This window comes from Streptomyces sp. NPDC059895 (assembly GCF_042731035.1).
In the GTDB taxonomy this organism is placed as follows: domain Bacteria; phylum Actinomycetota; class Actinomycetes; order Streptomycetales; family Streptomycetaceae; genus Streptomyces.
Map to the genome: position 1 here is coordinate 79,359 of NZ_JBHWKO010000033.1, position 15,301 is coordinate 94,659.

10 protein-coding genes and 1 pseudogene are annotated in these 15,301 nt (G+C 74.5%); 4 read left to right on the forward strand and 7 right to left on the reverse strand.

All coding sequences use genetic code 11. The annotated features are described in order from the left end of the window. Nucleotides 1-120: 120 nt before the first annotated feature. Nucleotides 121-3,522 (forward strand): BTAD domain-containing putative transcriptional regulator, encoded by a 3,402-nt coding sequence (locus ACFV9M_RS29920; RefSeq protein ID WP_385075996.1) that lies wholly within the window; start codon nt 121-123, stop codon nt 3,520-3,522. Between the two features lie 44 nt (nt 3,523-3,566). On the opposite strand, the gene ACFV9M_RS29925 is transcribed toward ACFV9M_RS29920, so the two are convergent. Together ACFV9M_RS29925 and ACFV9M_RS29930 are read right to left on the reverse strand one after the other, a co-directional pair. Then, nucleotides 3,567-5,174, reverse strand: coding sequence for a cation acetate symporter (locus tag ACFV9M_RS29925; protein WP_385076016.1), 1,608 nt, complete (start codon nt 5,172-5,174; stop codon nt 3,567-3,569). A gap of 35 nt (nt 5,175-5,209) precedes the next feature. Then, on the reverse strand, nt 5,210-5,542 hold the full coding sequence (locus ACFV9M_RS29930) for a DUF485 domain-containing protein (RefSeq protein WP_385075999.1): 333 nt from the start codon (nt 5,540-5,542) through the stop codon (nt 5,210-5,212). Nucleotides 5,543-5,940: 398 nt separating this feature from the next. Here ACFV9M_RS29930 and ctaD point away from each other — a divergent pair, with 398 nt between their 5' ends. Then, entirely contained in the window at nt 5,941-7,638 is a 1,698-nt protein-coding gene (ctaD, locus tag ACFV9M_RS29935) for a cytochrome c oxidase subunit I (protein ID WP_385076002.1), read from the forward strand. 20 nt (nt 7,639-7,658) lie between these two features. After that, complete coding sequence (locus tag ACFV9M_RS29940) at nt 7,659-8,012, forward strand: cytochrome C oxidase subunit I (RefSeq protein WP_385076005.1); 354 nt, start codon at nt 7,659-7,661, stop codon at nt 8,010-8,012. Between the two features lie 229 nt (nt 8,013-8,241). Here ACFV9M_RS29940 and ACFV9M_RS29945 read toward each other — a convergent pair. Together ACFV9M_RS29945 and ACFV9M_RS29950 are read right to left on the reverse strand one after the other, a co-directional pair. Next, nucleotides 8,242-8,919, reverse strand: a pseudogene (locus ACFV9M_RS29945) (DUF4397 domain-containing protein); the annotation flags it as partial. Between the two features lie 153 nt (nt 8,920-9,072). Further along, nucleotides 9,073-9,582 carry a TspO/MBR family protein gene (locus ACFV9M_RS29950; RefSeq protein ID WP_385076008.1) on the reverse strand — a complete coding sequence of 170 codons (510 nt, stop codon included), beginning with the start codon at nt 9,580-9,582 and terminating at the stop codon, nt 9,073-9,075. 497 nt (nt 9,583-10,079) lie between these two features. Here ACFV9M_RS29950 and ACFV9M_RS29955 point away from each other — a divergent pair, with 497 nt between their 5' ends. After that, complete coding sequence (locus ACFV9M_RS29955) at nt 10,080-11,597, forward strand: carboxylesterase/lipase family protein (protein WP_385076011.1); 1,518 nt, start codon at nt 10,080-10,082, stop codon at nt 11,595-11,597. Nucleotides 11,598-12,212: 615 nt separating this feature from the next. On the opposite strand, the gene ACFV9M_RS29960 is transcribed toward ACFV9M_RS29955, so the two are convergent. From ACFV9M_RS29960 to ACFV9M_RS29970, 3 genes are all read right to left on the reverse strand, one after another. Next, entirely contained in the window at nt 12,213-12,656 is a 444-nt protein-coding gene (locus ACFV9M_RS29960; RefSeq protein ID WP_385079818.1) for a GNAT family N-acetyltransferase, read from the reverse strand. Nucleotides 12,657-12,698: 42 nt separating this feature from the next. Beyond that, nucleotides 12,699-14,261: a mucoidy inhibitor MuiA family protein gene (locus ACFV9M_RS29965; protein WP_385079820.1), complete on the reverse strand. Its 1,563-nt coding sequence runs from the start codon at nt 14,259-14,261 to the stop codon at nt 12,699-12,701. Nucleotides 14,262-14,269: 8 nt separating this feature from the next. After that, on the reverse strand, nt 14,270-15,301 hold a 1,032-nt coding region (locus ACFV9M_RS29970), incomplete at its 5' end, for a DUF4139 domain-containing protein (RefSeq protein WP_385102568.1).

The window sequence follows — 15,301 nt, forward strand, 5'->3', positions numbered from 1 at the left end:
GTGCGGTCGGCCTCTTGGGAAACGCTTGGCGCCGCACTTGGCGCCCCGCGCACAGCCTTGGCCAGGGCGTTTACCGTCTGTTGAGGGGTCCGGTCCGTCCCTCGGGTAGATTCGCGCGGCGTGCTGCGTATTCGAGTCCTGGGTCCGCTGGGCGCCGACGTCGGGGGGAAGCCGGTCGCACTCGGGGCCCCGAGGCAGCGCGCCGTCCTCGCGCTCCTGCTCACGGCCCGCCGAGGCGTGGTGCCCGTCGACCGCATGGCGGACGACCTCTGGCGCGCGAACCCTCCGGCCAAGGCCACCGTCTCCCTGCACGCCTACGTGTCGAACCTGCGCCGGCTGCTGGAGCCGGAGCGGCCTCCGCGCACCCCGGCGACCGTCCTCGTCACCTCCCCTCCCGGATACGCCCTGCACCTGCCCCACGACGCGGTGGACGCCTGGCGGTTCGAGAACCGGGTGGGCCGTGCCCGGCGCGCCCCGGCCGCTCAGGCCCGCGAGCTGCTGGCCGAGGCGCTCGGATGGTGGCGGGGACCGGCCTTCCAGGAGCACGCGGACGAGACGTGGGCGGCGCCCGAGGTGGCCCGCCTGACCGCGCTGCGCGCCGAGGCCGGCGAACTCGCCGCCGCGGCCGCCCTGCGCACCGGGCACACGGCCGAGGCGGCCCTGGCCGCCGAGACCCTGGTGGCGGCCAGCCCGCTGCGGGAGGAGGGCTGGCGCCTGCTCGCCCTCGCCCACTGGGCCTGCGGCCGGCGGGCCGACGCCCTGTCCTGCCTGCGCCGGGCCGCGGCGGTACTGCGCGACGAACTCGGCTGCGACCCCTCGCCGGCGCTGGCCGAGCTGGAGCACGCGGTCCTCGCCCAGCGGCTCGACGTCCTGCACGCGGCCGTACCGCGGTCCCTCCGCGCGGCCGCAGCGCACATCCCGCCGGCCGGTGCCGCCCCCGCCCCCGCCCCCACCCCCACGCCCGCCCCCGCCCCCGCCCCCGCCCCCAGGGCCGGACACGACCTCTTCGTCGGCCGGAGCGAGGAACTGCGCGCCCTGGACACCGCCGCGCTGGCGGCCCGGCGGGCGGGCGGCATGGCCCTGGTCACCGGCGAGGCCGGCGCGGGCAAGTCGGCCCTCCTCGGCCGGCTCGCCGGCCGCCTGCGCTCCGAGGGCTGGACGGTGGTGGTCGGCCGCTGCCCCGAGTACGAGGGAGCACCGCCCGCCTGGGCCTGGTCGGAGGCGCTGGGCGCGCTCGCCCGCGCCGTGCCGCCGCGGCGGCCCGGCGAACTGGCGGCCCTGCTGCACCAGCCCGACGGCGAGGCGGCCGCGACACGCGACGAGGCCACCGCCGGCCGCTTCCGCATGCACCGCGCCTTCGCCGCGTGGCTGCGGGCCGCGGCCGGCGAACGGCCGCTCGCCGTCCTCCTGGAGGACCTGCACCGCGCCGACGGCGAGACGCTCGCCCTGCTCGAAGCGGCGGCCTCGGTCACCGGAGTCCCCCTCCTCACCGTCGCCGGCTACCGTCCGGCCGAAGTGGGCGAGCTGCTGGTCAAGACCCTCGCCCACCTCGCTCCCCGCGCCCCGCACCGGATCGCGCTCGCCGGCCTGCCGCCGCGGGACGTCGCCACCGTCGTCCACGCCGTCTGCGGCGAACCCGTGGACGCGACCACGGTCGCGACCCTCGCCGAGCGCACCGGCGGCAACCCCTTCTACGTCCTGGAGAGCGCGCGCCTGCTCGCCGAGGAGGGCGCCCTGGTGGCCGTCTCCGACGTCCCGCAGGGCGTGCGCGACGTCCTGCGCAGACGCCTGGCCCTGCTGCCCGCCGCCGCGCGCTCCGCCGTACGGCTCACCGCGGTCGTGGGACTGGAGGCCGAGGTCGCCCTCCTGGTCGACGCGGCCGACGCGGACGAGGAGACGGTCCTCGCCGGACTCGAGGCCGCCCTCGCCGCGGATCTGCTGACCGAGCCCGGCCCCGGACGCGTCCGCTTCGTGCACGCGCTGGTGCGCGACACCGTGTACACCGACCTGTCCGGCGTACGGCGCTCCCGCCTGCACGACCGCATCGCCCGGCACCTGCACCGCCACCGCCCGCACGACCTCGCCGCGCTGGCCCACCACTTCGCCCGCTCGGGCAGAGCCGCGAACGCCCCCCAGGCCGTCGACTACGCGCTGCGCGCGGCCGAGATGGCCGAGCGGCGGTACGCCCACGACGTGGCCGTCGACCTGGTCCGGCAGGCGCTGGACACCCACACCGCGGCCGTGGCCGACCCCGACGCCCGCCCGGACGGCACGGTCGCCCTCCTGGTGAGGCTGCTGGGGGCGCAGGTCAGGGCCGGCGCCACGGACGCCGCCCGGCACACCCGGCAGCGGGCCGTCGACCTGGCGGTGCGGGCGAACCGGGACGACCTGGTCGCGGCGGTCTACGGCGCCTGGACCGAACCCACACCCTGGCGCAGCCGGCTGGAGGGCTTCTTCGACCGGACCGCTCTGGCCCGGCTGGAACGGCTCGCCGGTGACCGGACCCTGGACGATCCGACGCGCGCCCGCGTGCTCCAGGTCCTCGTGGACGCCGTGGCGGCCGAGGACGCGCCCCGCGCCCGGGAGGCGGCACACGCCCAACTGGCGCTGGCCCGCGCCGACGGCGAACCGCGCCTGCTGGCCTCCGCGCTGATGACGTCCGCGAAACTCCTGCCGCACGAGGCGCAGGGCGCCGTCCGGCCACCGCTCGTCGCCGAGCTGCGCCGACTCGCCCTGGCCCACGATCTGCCCGCCTACCGCTGGGTGTGCGAGCACCTCGACGCCCTGACCGCCGCCGCCCGCAACGACCCCGACGCGGTACGCCGGCACACCGCCGACGGCCTGGACCTCGCGCGCCGCTACCGCATGCTGTGGGCACAGGGCCTCAACGCCGCCACCTCCGCCATGCTGGCCACCGTCACGGGACGCTTCGACGAGGCGGAGGCCAGGTACGCCGAGGCGGACGGCCTGCTCCAGCGCGTCGGGGCGCACCATGCCACGGGCCCGCGCACCCTGGGGCTGATGACCATCCGGCTCACGCAGGGGCGGACGGCCGAGATCGAGCCCGTCGTCCGCGACCTGCACGCGGCCGTGGGCGCCCCCGTCGCCGTGGCGCACGCCCTGGTCCTGGCCCGACTGGGCCGGCTGGACGAGGCGCGGGCCGTGTCCTTCCCGCCGCGCCCGGTGACCGACCACCTCTACGGGGTGGAACTGGACTACCGCTGCGAACTCGCCGTCCTCCAGGGCGACGCCGACACGGCGGAGATGCTGATCGGCCAGCTGCTGCCGGTCCGGGAGCAGTTCGGCGGCACGGCCGGCGGTGCCTACGCGACCCGCCCCCTCGCACACGCCCTCGGGGACCTGTACCGGCTCCTCGGAGAGGACCGGGGCGCGGCCGACGCCTACGCGCTGGCCGAACGCGTGGCGCTCGCCTGGGCCTCGGCCCCGCACGCGGACGCCGCGCGCCGTGCCGCCGCGCACCTGACGGCGGACCGGGCACGGCGGAGGACCCCGGCGACGTAGGGCAGCACCCGTCCCCGGGCGCGCGGCCTGAGCCGGCCGCCCGGTCAGTCCCGGGCGACGTCCGTCCGGGGAGCCGCGTGCCGGGCCGCCCGCTCGTACGGCTCGTACGGCGGCGCAGGCGCGACCACCGTGTCCCGGACGTCGCGCGGCGCCCCGCGGGGGCGGGGGAGCACCGTGCCGAGCCAGCCCAGCAGGAAGCCGAGGGGGATGGTGACGGCTCCGGTGGTGGCGAGGGGCAGCCAGTTCATGTCGTGTCCGGGCAGGACGGCGTCGGGCGTGCCGGAGACCAGGCTCGTGGCGGGGAACAGGAGCAGCACACCCGCCGTGCCGCCGATCAGCGTCCACAGCAGTCCCGTCCGGTGGTAGCGGGCCCAGAACAGGGAGTAGAGCAGCGCGGGCGCGATCACCGAGGCGCCCAGGGACATGGACAGCATGCTCAACGCGTGCAGGCTGCGGTGCTGGACGGGGATGGCGAGCGCGACGGCCGCCACCCCCACGCCCAGCGCGGCGGCGCGCGCGGTCCGTATCTCCCGGCGGGGCGTGGCGGGGGTGCCGTCCCGCGGGGCGAACACGTCGTGCGCGAGGGTGCCCGCGCAGGCCAGGATCATCCCGGCGACGGAGGCGAGCAGCGTCAGGAACAGCGCCGTCGTCACACCGGTGAGGAGCAGGGCCTCCACCAGGGTGGTGCCCCGGCCCAGCGCCGCACGGGCGGCCAGCAGATAGGCGGTGTCGCCCTGGGGGTCGGCGGCCCGGATCGCCCGGCCGCCCACGAGCGCCGCGGCACCGAACGCGAACACGACGATGATCAGGACCGACAGGGCGACCAGGGAGACCGCCCACGCCATGGACCGGCGGACCTGGCGCGCACTGCGGGCGCCGTACAGCCGCATGGTGATGTGGGGCAGACAGGCCGCGCCGAGCGCGAGCGTCACGGTGGTCGCGACCATGTCCAGGCGGGGGTGGGACCCCGTGGCGAACTGGAGCCCGGGCCGCAGGTACGCGTCCGGGGCGACGGAACGCCTCGCCGCGGCGTCCAGCAGGGCGCCGGCGTCGTAGTCGAAGCGGCGCAGCAGCAGCACGCTCACGACCAGACCGGAGCCGATCAGCGCGACCATCTTGAGGACCTGTACGAAGGCGGTGCCCTGCATGCCTCCGATGGCCGCGTAGCTGATCATCAGCAGACCGAGGGCGACGATGCACCCGGTGCCGGCCACGGACCCCTCGAACCCGAGCAGGAAGGCCACCAGATCTCCGCAGGCGGCCAACTGGACCAGCATCAGGGGCATGAGGGCGATGAGGGTGACGACGGCCGTCGTGACGCGCGCGGAGCGGCCCGGCATCCGGCCGGCGAGGGTGTCCCCCATCGTGAAGCGTCCGCTGCCGCGCAGGGGCTCGGCCAGGACGGCCATCAACAGGGCGAGGGAGACGGATGTCGCCACGGCCAGGACGATGCCGTCGTACCCCGCGAGGGCGATGACGCCCCCCGTTCCGAGGACCGTGGCCGCCGAGACGTAGTCACCGGCGATCGCCAGGCCGTTGCGCAGGGGGGAGAACCGTCCGTAACCGGTGTAGAACTCCTCCAGACTCTCACTGTCCGGGCCGGAGATCACGCACAGCATGAGCGTGACGGTGACGATCGTGGTGAACGCCATGAGCGCGAGGCTCTGCAGGGAGGTTCCGTCGGTGTTCACCGCGGCTCACCGCCGTGGCCCGCGTCGTCCGCCGGCGCCGGCGGGGCATCGGCCCCGCGACGGGCGGCGCGTTCGAACCACCACAGGACGCCCGCCGTGAAGGGCAGTTGCACCAGACCCACCAGCATGCCCACGGGCGGCCCGTCACCGGTGACCGGCCGGGACATCGGACGGGGCGCGCAGGCCGACAGCAGCAGGAAGGCGAGGAACATCCCGCCCGTCAGCACGGCCGCCGTACGACGGGGTCCGCGGAAGGCGGTGTACGGCGGTCCCGCGGAACGCCGGCCGGCCTCCGTGTACCGCCCGGTGGGGGCTGCTCTCCAGACCATGCTCGACTCTCTCGTGGCGTCGTTCGGGAGTGTCCGGCACGCACGGGAGGGCCGGGCACGGGGAGCCGAGCTTCCCCGGGCGCTCTGGCCGACGACAGCGTCACCGGACGGTGACCGCTGGTGAGTCTGGGGCACGGGGGAGAGCGGCGGGCCTCGGACACGGCACCGCGTGCCCCGGGAACAGTCCCGCGCGGGCAGATCTGTGCCCTCGCACAACGGAGCCCCACCACCGGGCAGGGGGACCGGGCGGGCCGCCGCACTGCGCCATCCGTGTACAGCAATCACCGAAGTGGCGGTGTGTCGCTCCCGCGCGACGTCACCTCCGCCTGCGAGCGGCCAGGATGGCGGCTGACGCACGCAAGGGCGCGGACGGGCCGCGATCACGGGAGAAGCACGCTTTGAGCATCGTCAACGAACCTCAGGGTGCCGCGGCACCAGGGTCCCACTACGAGGACGAGCTGCCGGTCCGGCGCCGGCGCCGCGGCGAGGTCGTCATCAAGTGGCTCAGCACCACGGACCACAAGACGATCGGCACGCTGTACCTCTCGACGTCGTTCGTGTTCTTCCTCATCGGCGGCCTGATGGCGCTGGTCATCCGCGCCGAGCTGGCCCGGCCGGGCATTCAGATCATCTCCAACGAGCAGTACAACCAGGCGTTCACGATGCACGGCACCGTGATGCTGCTGATGTTCGCCACCCCGCTGTTCGCCGGATTCACCAACTGGATCATGCCGCTGCAGATCGGCGCGCCCGACGTGGCGTTCCCGCGGCTGAACATCTTCGCCTACTGGCTGTACCTGTTCGGCTCACTGGTCGCCGTCGCCGGCTTCCTCACCCCCTCGGGCGCGGCCGACTTCGGCTGGTTCGCCTACTCCCCGCTGTCGGACGCCGTCCGCAGCCCGGGCATCGGCGCCGACCTGTGGATCATGGGCCTGGCCTTCTCCGGCTTCGGCACGATCCTCGGCGCGGTCAACTTCATCACCACGATCATCTGCATGCGCGCCCCCGGCATGACCATGTTCCGCATGCCGATCTTCACCTGGAACGTCCTGCTGACCAGCGTCCTGGTCCTGCTGGCCTTCCCGGTCCTCGCGGCCGCGCTGTTCGCCCTGGAGGCGGACCGCAAGTTCGGCGCCCACGTCTTCGACGCCGCCAACGGCGGCCCGCTGCTGTGGCAGCACCTCTTCTGGTTCTTCGGACACCCGGAGGTGTACATCATCGCCCTGCCGTTCTTCGGCATCATCACGGAGGTCATCCCGGTCTTCGCCCGCAAGCCGATCTTCGGCTACATGGGCCTGGTCGCCGCGACGATCGCGATCGCCGGCCTCTCCGTGACCGTGTGGGCCCACCACATGTACGTCACCGGCGGTGTGCTGCTGCCGTTCTTCGCGTTCATGACGTTCCTCATCGCCGTCCCGACCGGGGTGAAGTTCTTCAACTGGATCGGCACCATGTGGAAGGGCTCGCTGTCCTTCGAGACCCCGATGCTGTGGGCCGCGGGCTTCCTGGTGACGTTCCTCTTCGGCGGTCTGACCGGGGTGATCCTGGCGTCGCCGCCGATGGACTTCCACGTCTCCGACTCGTACTTCGTGGTGGCGCACTTCCACTACGTCGTCTTCGGCACCGTCGTCTTCGCGATGTTCGCCGGCTTCCACTTCTGGTGGCCGAAGTTCACCGGCAAGCTGCTCGACGAACGCCTCGGCAAGATCACCTTCTGGACGCTGTTCGTCGGCTTCCACGGCACCTTCCTGGTCCAGCACTGGCTGGGCGCCGAGGGCATGCCCCGCCGGTACGCCGACTACCTGGCCGCCGACGGCTTCACCGCCCTGAACACGGTCTCCACGATCGCCTCCTTCCTGCTCGGCCTGTCGATGCTCCCGTTCCTGTACAACGTGTGGCGGACCGCCAAGTACGGCAGGCCGGTCGGCGTCGACGACCCCTGGGGCTACGGCCGCTCCCTGGAGTGGGCGACCACGTGCCCGCCGCCGCGGCACAACTTCCTCACCCTGCCGCGGATCCGCAGCGAATCCCCGGCCTTCGACCTGCACCACCCCGACATGGCGTTGGCCGAGGCCGAAGCCCAGCGGGTCCACTGACGAACGACGAGGGGACGCAGGTGAGCGAGCCGTCGTACCGGCAGGCCGGGGGCATCGGTCTCGGCGAAGAGGTCGAGGGGTATCTCCTGTGGCAGGCCACGATCGCGCAGGCGGAACAACGCGCGCGCGAGTTCGTCCGCCCCTTGGAGTGGACCACCACCGCACAGCGCATCGAGATCGAGCAGCGCTACGTCACCGACCGGCTCGACCGTGCTCGGGAGGACCTGGAGAGGATCGCGAACCGGTGCGTCTCCCTGCGCGGTGAGTACGAGCGGCGCTACCGCACGCTGCGGCTGCGCTGCGTGGGCTGGACGGTGGCCGCGAGCGCCTGCTGCGTCGCCACCGGCGTCCTGACCCTGCTGTGGCCCCACTGACGCGTGCGGTCGAGGAACGGATGCGGCAGTCGCCCCCGACGCCACCTCGAAGAAGGGCGGGTTGTCCGCCGCCTCACTCGACCACGGCCGCGGGACGCGTTGTCAGTGGGGCCTGCCAGGATGCGCCGCATGCAAGGGCGACTTGCGCCCGCGGCGCGGAGCGCCACGCACCCCGGCCGGGGCGCGTGGCGCTCCGCGCGCACCCGGCCGGGGGGCAGGCCTACTCGTCGAATGTCTGTGTCTTCAGCGCGAGACTCTTGTCCTCGGCGCTGCCCCAGGCGTAGACGACCGTGCTGGTGCCTGCGGCGAGGTCCAGGTCGGCGGGGCCGATGGCCACGGTGTCCGTGCCGGCCAGCACCACGTCGGCCCGCACCGTCGCGGCCGGTACCTCACCCTTGGCTTCGTCCGGGTTGGACAGATCCTTGAACACCGGGGTGCCGTTGGCACGTACGTCGACCGCCGGTGCCGCGGCGACATGCCGGACGGTGAGCCGGGCCTTGCCCGACTCGACCTTCGACACGTCGTTGACGAAGGCGTCCAGTGCCGGGGTGCCGTTCTCCGCGAGATGCGCCACGACGGTGGCGTCGACGCCCTCGGGCACGTCGATCTTCTTCTGGACGGCCGGGGTGCCGTCCGGTCCTTCACCGTCCTCGAAAACCTTGATGTCGTACGAGCCGGCGTCCAGTTGCCGGGGCTCGGTCAGGGTGCCGGGCTTGAAGTCGGGCACCAGCTCCCGGTCGCCCGCGTAGACGTCGACCGTGAGCCCGGGCACCGCGTGCAGCACGCTGACCGTCGCCTTCCCGGGATCCGGGGGCGAGGGCTGGGCGAGCGCCGGGATCGCGCAGGCGAACGTCAGAGCGGTGATCGTGCCCACGCCGACACAGGTCATAGCAGTCCGTGACGTCATGACGCTTCCTTCCGCACAATTTCCTTGGTGGTCTGTACTGGTCTGTGGTGGTCTGTATGGAAGGCATTCGGCGGTGACGGCCGGGGCGGTTTCAGTTCCGTGGAGAAAAATCGGTGACGGGCCGCGGCGCCCGCGTGCGAGTGGGGACCGGTGTCAGACGTTGAGCCGCCAGATGGCCAGGTTGAGCGCGGCGGCGTACAGCGTCCACAGGGCGTAGGGCACGAGGAGCAGTGCGGCGGGGCGGCTCGTACGGCGGAAGAGCAGCATCGTCGTGGCGAGAGCCCCGAGGAGGAGGCAGATGTCGAGGAAGGCGAGGCCGTACTGGCCGGCGGTGAAGAACAGCGGGGTCCAGGCGAGGTTCAGGGCGAGCTGGGCGCCCCAGGCGGTGAGCTCCGCCGCGGCGCGCGCCGGAGGACGGACGCGCACCAGCAGCCAGGCGGAGACCGCGATCGTGGCGTACAGCACCGTCCACACCGGGCCGAACAGCCACGACGGCGGGGCCCACGCGGGGCGCTCCAAGGACGTGTACGTGCTGCCCGCGTCGGCCGCGGCGACGCCGCCCAGAGCGGCGACGGCGTAGCACAGTCCCAGGAAGAGCAGCAGGAGCGGCCACCGCGACGCGGCACGCGGGTGCCGCGCCCTCCGGTGTGCGGTGTGTGTCATCCGGTGTCTCCTCGTCGAGGCGCCGCCGTGGGGCACAGCGTGCTCGCCGGGTGCCCGGCGGAAGGCTTCCCAAGCGGCCGGCGGTTCCGCTCCGCGAACGGTGCCGGGCGGCCGGTCGGGCGGGCCGCACCGGCCACCTGCGACGTGCTGCCCGGCTGTGGCCGTGGCCGAGGGGGGCTGATGGGGCGGGTGACAGAGATCCTCGCGTACGGCACCGGGCGGACCGGTCCGACCAGTCCGTAGGCCTGGGTGCTGGGGTGATGCGCGTACCGGGGTGCCGGACGACGTGCGGCGGACGTCGCGCCGCGAGCGCGCCCGGCGCTTCGAGACTGGTGGTTCACGCGGTCCCCGGCGCCTGCTGGCTGACCAGACTCCAACGACCGTTGTCATCCATCCGCACGGAGGTGCCGATGTCAGGCCCGGACAGAAGACATGCGGCCACATGCCGCCGCACGTGGTCGTCGATCCGACGGTCGCTGGTTCGGTCAGTGGCCGTCGTGGGAGTTGCGCTGCTGTCAGCCACCGGCATGGCCTTCGCGCCGGCCGCGGCCGCCGACGCGCCCGTCGTCACGACCCGGTACGGGCAGGTGCAGGGGAAGGCGGGCGGGACCGCCACCTCCTACCTCGGCATCCCGTACGCCGCTCCACCGGTCGGCCCCCTGCGGTGGAAGCCGCCCGCTCCGCCCGCGCCCTGGTGGGGAGTCCGGGACGCCACCACCCCGGGCGACCCCTGCGTGCAGCGCATCCAGTCCAGCCCCTGGGGCAACCTCGCGGGACCCGGCACGCCCAGTGAGGACTGCCTGTACCTGAACGTCCACACCCCCGCACAGCGGTCCCTCCACGAGCGACCGGTGATGGTGTGGATCCACGGGGGCGGCTTCACCGTCGGCTCCGGCACGTTCTACGACGGCGGCAACCTGGCCGCCGAGGGCGACGTGGTCGTCGTCACCCTCAACTACCGGCTCGGCGCCTTCGGCTACTTCGCCCACCCGGACCTGGCCCAGGAGTCGCCGCAGGCGACATCCGGCAACTACGGGCTGCTCGACCAGCAGGCCGCCCTGCGCTGGGTGCGGGACAACATCGAGGCGTTCGGCGGCGACCCCGGCAATGTGACGATCTTCGGCGAGTCCGCGGGAGGCGGCAGCGTCTGCCACCACCTGGTCTCGCCCCGCACGACCGGCCTGTTCGACCGGGCCATCGCCCAGTCCGGCTGCGGTTTCCCCCTGCCCACCCAGGAGTCGCAGCAGAACAACGGCCAGACCTGGGCGAACTCCCTGGGCTGCGCGGACGTGGCCTGCCTGCGCACCAGGACCGCGGACGAACTGCTCACCGCCTCGGCCGCGCCCACCGCCCGCTGGACCCCCAACGTCGACGGCAAGGTCCTCCCCCTCCAGGTGCCGGACGCTCTGGAGAGCGGACGCTTCCACCGCGTTCCCGTCCTCCAGGGCACCACCGCCGACGAGGGCCGGCTCACGGTGGCGACCACCTACGACCTGGCCGGCCGGCAGCTCACCGCCGCCGGTTACCCGGTCGCGGTCCGCGCGCTCTACGGCGATCGAGCCGACGAGATCCTGGCCCGCTATCCGCTGTCGGATCACGGCACGCCCGCCGAGGCCCTGGGCGCGATCCTCACGGACTCCCAGTTCGCCTGCCTCCAGTCGCGCACCGCGCTCCTGATGGCCGAACACACCCGGTCCTACCAGTACGAGTTCGCCGACCGCCACGCCATGGACTATCTGAATCTGCCGATCAGCTTCCCGATCGGCGCCCCCCACGGCTCGGAGATCCGGTACGTCTTCGGCGGCGTCTCGGGCACCCCCGCCCAGAACGCCCTGGCGGACAGCATGCTCGCCTACTGGACCAACTTCGCCAGGACCGGCATCCCGTACGCGGTGGACGCGCCGCGCTGGGAACAGTTCCCGCAGGTGCAGGTCCTCGCCCCGGAGGCGATCACCTCGGTGACCACCTTCCCCGAGGACCACCGGTGCGACCTGTGGAACCGGCCCGCCTCCTGACGGGTCGTACGACGCCGGGAACGTCGGCCCGCACGACGGCTCCGCTTCGGCAGGCGCACCTCCGCGGCGGGCGCTGAGGCAGCCCTCCGCCGCGTGAGCCGGGGGCCGTGCGGGCGGAACCGCCCTGCACGGCCCCCACCGACGCCCGGACGGCCACCGGCCTCCAGGAGACCGGGAATCCCGGACGACCATCCACCGGCCGCCCGGGCAGCCGTCGCCGCACGGCATCTGACGGCCGGTCGCGGCGCCCGCCCCCGCCGGCCGGTCAGAAGATGCTTCGACGCCCCGTGCCGCCGCCGTGGCGTCCCGGCCCTCCACTACGAACACCGGCCCCGGCACACCGTCAGCGCCCCACAGCGCCACCTCGACCGACCGGCCGCCGCGCCCCGCCCCCCGGGCCTCCTCGACCGCCGCGATCGGTATCCGCCGGCGCGCCCCCTTCTGCTCCAGCATCACGGTCCTGGCCTCGAGCCAGATGCTGTCGCCGTGTCCGCGGAGCGTGAGCCATGGCATCGCGGGAGGCGACGGTTCAGCACCCTCGCCACCGGTCACTGACCGCGCCCGCGCGCCCCGGCACCGAGACGTCCGACGGCTCGGTGCCGGGACCGCCGGCACTCATGGGGTCGGCTCGCGCACCATGAAGACGTCCACCGGATCCTCGGCCTCGACGGTGAACCCGTGCCGCTCGTACAGCCGTCGGGCCGGACTGCCCCGCAGCACGTTCAACCGGACGCGGACGCCGTCGCGGTCGCACCGCTCCAGCAGCCCGCGCAGCACGCCCGCACCGATACCGCCGCCCTGAAGACGAGGGGCCAGGTAGAAGTGCTCCAGCCAGTGGGAGTCCGCGGCCGGTCGCAGCGCCACGCAGCCGGCGAACGCGCCGCCCACCTCGATCACCCAGGTGTGGGCCGGGTCGAACCCGTCGCGCAGCCGCTGCCGCACCCGCCGCGCGTCGTACCGCCCGAGCCGCTCCAGCTCCGCCCGCAGCACCGTCGCCCGCAACTCGGCCACCGCCTCGACGTCCGACGCCGACGCGGGCCGCACCCCCCACTCCACCATGATCGCCACGCTACCGCGCCGGATCGCCGCCCTTCCGCGGGGTCAGAGGCCGGCGACCTTGGAGGTGGCCGTCAGTTCGTAGACCAGGGTGACCGTGCGGTGGCCGCCGGGCGGGAGGCGGAGGTCCCAGCGGGCGATGCCGTCGGCGTCGACGGCGTCGGGTGCGGGGGAGCAGGCTTCCTTGCGCAGGCGTACCTGCACCGCCGCGACCTCGGAGACCGGGATCCGCTCCCGCAGGGTGATCACCCGGTCGTCGCGCTCCTCCGGACCGGAGAAGCGGGACAGGTCCAGCCGGACCGTGCGGGTGCGCACGGTCCGCTGGGTGAGGCCGGCGGTGTCGCGGGTCTCCTCGGTGTGGCGGACCACCCGGTGGTCGTCGCAGCTGCCGAAGGCGAGTTCGCCGGGGGCGCCGGGGGCGGTGAAGGCCAGCGTGCCGCGTCCGCTGAAGCCGCTGCCCCGGACGAGGTCCACCGGCCCGGCGAGCAGGGCGTGGCCGGACAGGTTGTCGAACCGCGCCGTCCGCGTGACCAGCGGGGACAGCTCGGGCGAGCAGGCGTACTCGGTGCGCGCGGCCGTGGTGAAGGCGGAGAGCGGCACCCGGTGGGCGCGGCCGTCCGCGGCCACGGAGACCGGCGCGGGGGAGTGCAGCACCCGGACCTCGCCGCCGTCGTCCACGCCCGGCAGACCGAGCACCGGGGCCGGGCCCAGGTCCGCGATCTCCTCCTCGCGCAGCTCGACGTCGACCGTACGGCGCTCCTCGGCGGAGCGGTCCTCCAGCGTCAGCCGGTCCTGGCCCAGCCGCGGCGGGTCGGTGGCCAGCGACGAGCGGGCCGTCGACAACGTCAGCCGTACGTCCGACCAGTCCTCGCCGGTGCGCTGCCAGACCACCGCGTCGGTCTCCAGCGTCAGGGAGCCCCCGTCGAGGACGGCCCGGTAGGCGGGCCGCCACAGCGCACAGGGTGTGAGGTGGGTCAGACGCAGCCCGACCGGCCCGGCGGCCGCGGTCTCCACGGTCAGCTCGATGTGGCCGGCCAGCTCGGCGGGCTCCTCCTCGCTGAGGTGCATGGCCCGCTGCGCCTCGGCGAGTTCGACGGCGACGGCGGCCAGCCGGGCCTCCACGGCGCGCAGCCGCTCCCCGTGGGCGTCGCGCTCGGCGTCCACCCGGTCCAGTTCGCCGGCCCAGCGGTCCCCTTCGCTCTCGCCGGAGCCGGCGCCCTCGCCGATCTCCCGCAGCAGATCGGCGGCGAGCCGGCCCAGCGCGTCGAGGCGGGCGCGCAGCCGGTCGCGCCGCTGTCCCAGGGCGATCCGCTCCTCTTCGAGCGCCGCCACCCGGTGGCGCAGGGCGGAGTCGTCCTCGGTGGGCGGCAGCGGTCCGCGTGGCGTCCAGGCGCGGACGATCCGCACGTCGAGCACGGTCGCCGGGTGGTCGGCGGTCAGCTCGGCGTGGAGGGTGCGGTCGACGGTCAGCGCGCTGACCGGCCCGAGACGCAGCCGCTGGACGCCGGCCTCGAGGTCGAGCACGACGGCGCGCTCGACGTGGGCGCGGTCCTCCAGGCAGGTGACGGCGGTGACGGGGAGGGCGATCGGCTTCGGGGCCGTGGACATGGGGTGCGTCAGCTCCTGCGGTTGCCGCCGACCAGGGCCTTGCCGGCCGGGATACGGATCTCGTAGCCGCCGTCGAGGGCGGCGGTGCCGCCGGCGGGCAGGTCCACCCGCCAGACGCGGGTGCCCGGCGCGTGGTGCTCCGGCCCCCCGGCGTCCTCGGGCGCCGTCCAATCGGACCGTTCCTCGATCCGCACGTCCGGTTCGGAGGTGACCGGCACCCGTTCGCGGACCTCGACGGTGACGGGCCCCGCGAGCCGGTTGGCCAGCTCCACGTGGACCCGGTGGTCCAGCACGGTGGTGGTGTTGCGCAGGCCCGAGGTCGACTCGTGCAGGTTGGTGCGGCGGGTGACCCGGATGCCCTCGGCGGGCCCGAGCCCCACCCGGCACACTCCGCCGGGGGCGAGCGTGGGCAGCGCGGCGGTCAGCAGGAAGTCGTCGTCGACGGTGACCTCCACCGGGCCGGCCAGCAGAGCCTGGCCGGTGGCGTTGGAGAGCACCAGCGTCGCGTACACGGTCTGCTCGACCGACGGCACGCAGAGGTACTCGGTGCGCAGGCCGACCGGGATCTCGCCGACGGTGACGGTGTGCCAGGTGCCGTCCGACGGGATGTCGGCGCGCGCGACGGCGTCGAAGCGGTGGTCGAAGGACCCCGCCGACTCGCGGGGGCGCACGGCGTGCCCGGGCAGCGGCAGCGCGGCCACCGACGCGGCGCGGCGGCGGTACTCGGCCGCCACCGGGTCGAAGGGGGCGTCGGGGAACAGCCGGCCCCGCCGGCCGCCCTGCTCGTCGGGGCCGCACAGGACGAGGGTGGTGTAGTCGAGTTCGGCGCCGCTCGGCTGCGGTGGACCGGCCGGCGGTGCCGGTGCGGCGGGCCGCGGCGGCGCGGCCCCGGTGGGAGCCGCGGGCGCCATCGCGGCGGGAGCCGCCGCGAACGGGCCGCCGCCGGCGCGCGCCTTGCCGGCCCGGTGCGGCCGGAGGGGCGGCGGGGGCGCCGCGAGGTCGGGCGCACCGCCGGCGAAGGGCGCCGGGGAGGCGCCTAC

Excerpts from the sequence above, each read along its gene's own strand:
- ACFV9M_RS29960 (WP_385079818.1), bottom strand. The coding sequence starts at position 12,656 with ATGGTGGAGTGGGGGGTGCGGCCCGCGTCGGCGTCGGACGTCGAGGCG.
- ACFV9M_RS29965 (WP_385079820.1), bottom strand. The coding sequence starts at position 14,261 with ATGTCCACGGCCCCGAAGCCGATCGCCCTCCCCGTCACCGCCGTCACC.
- ACFV9M_RS29925 (WP_385076016.1), bottom strand. The coding sequence starts at position 5,174 with ATGGCGTTCACCACGATCGTCACCGTCACGCTCATGCTGTGCGTGATC.
- ACFV9M_RS29950 (WP_385076008.1), bottom strand. The coding sequence starts at position 9,582 with ATGACACACACCGCACACCGGAGGGCGCGGCACCCGCGTGCCGCGTCG.
- ACFV9M_RS29930 (WP_385075999.1), bottom strand. The coding sequence starts at position 5,542 with ATGGTCTGGAGAGCAGCCCCCACCGGGCGGTACACGGAGGCCGGCCGG.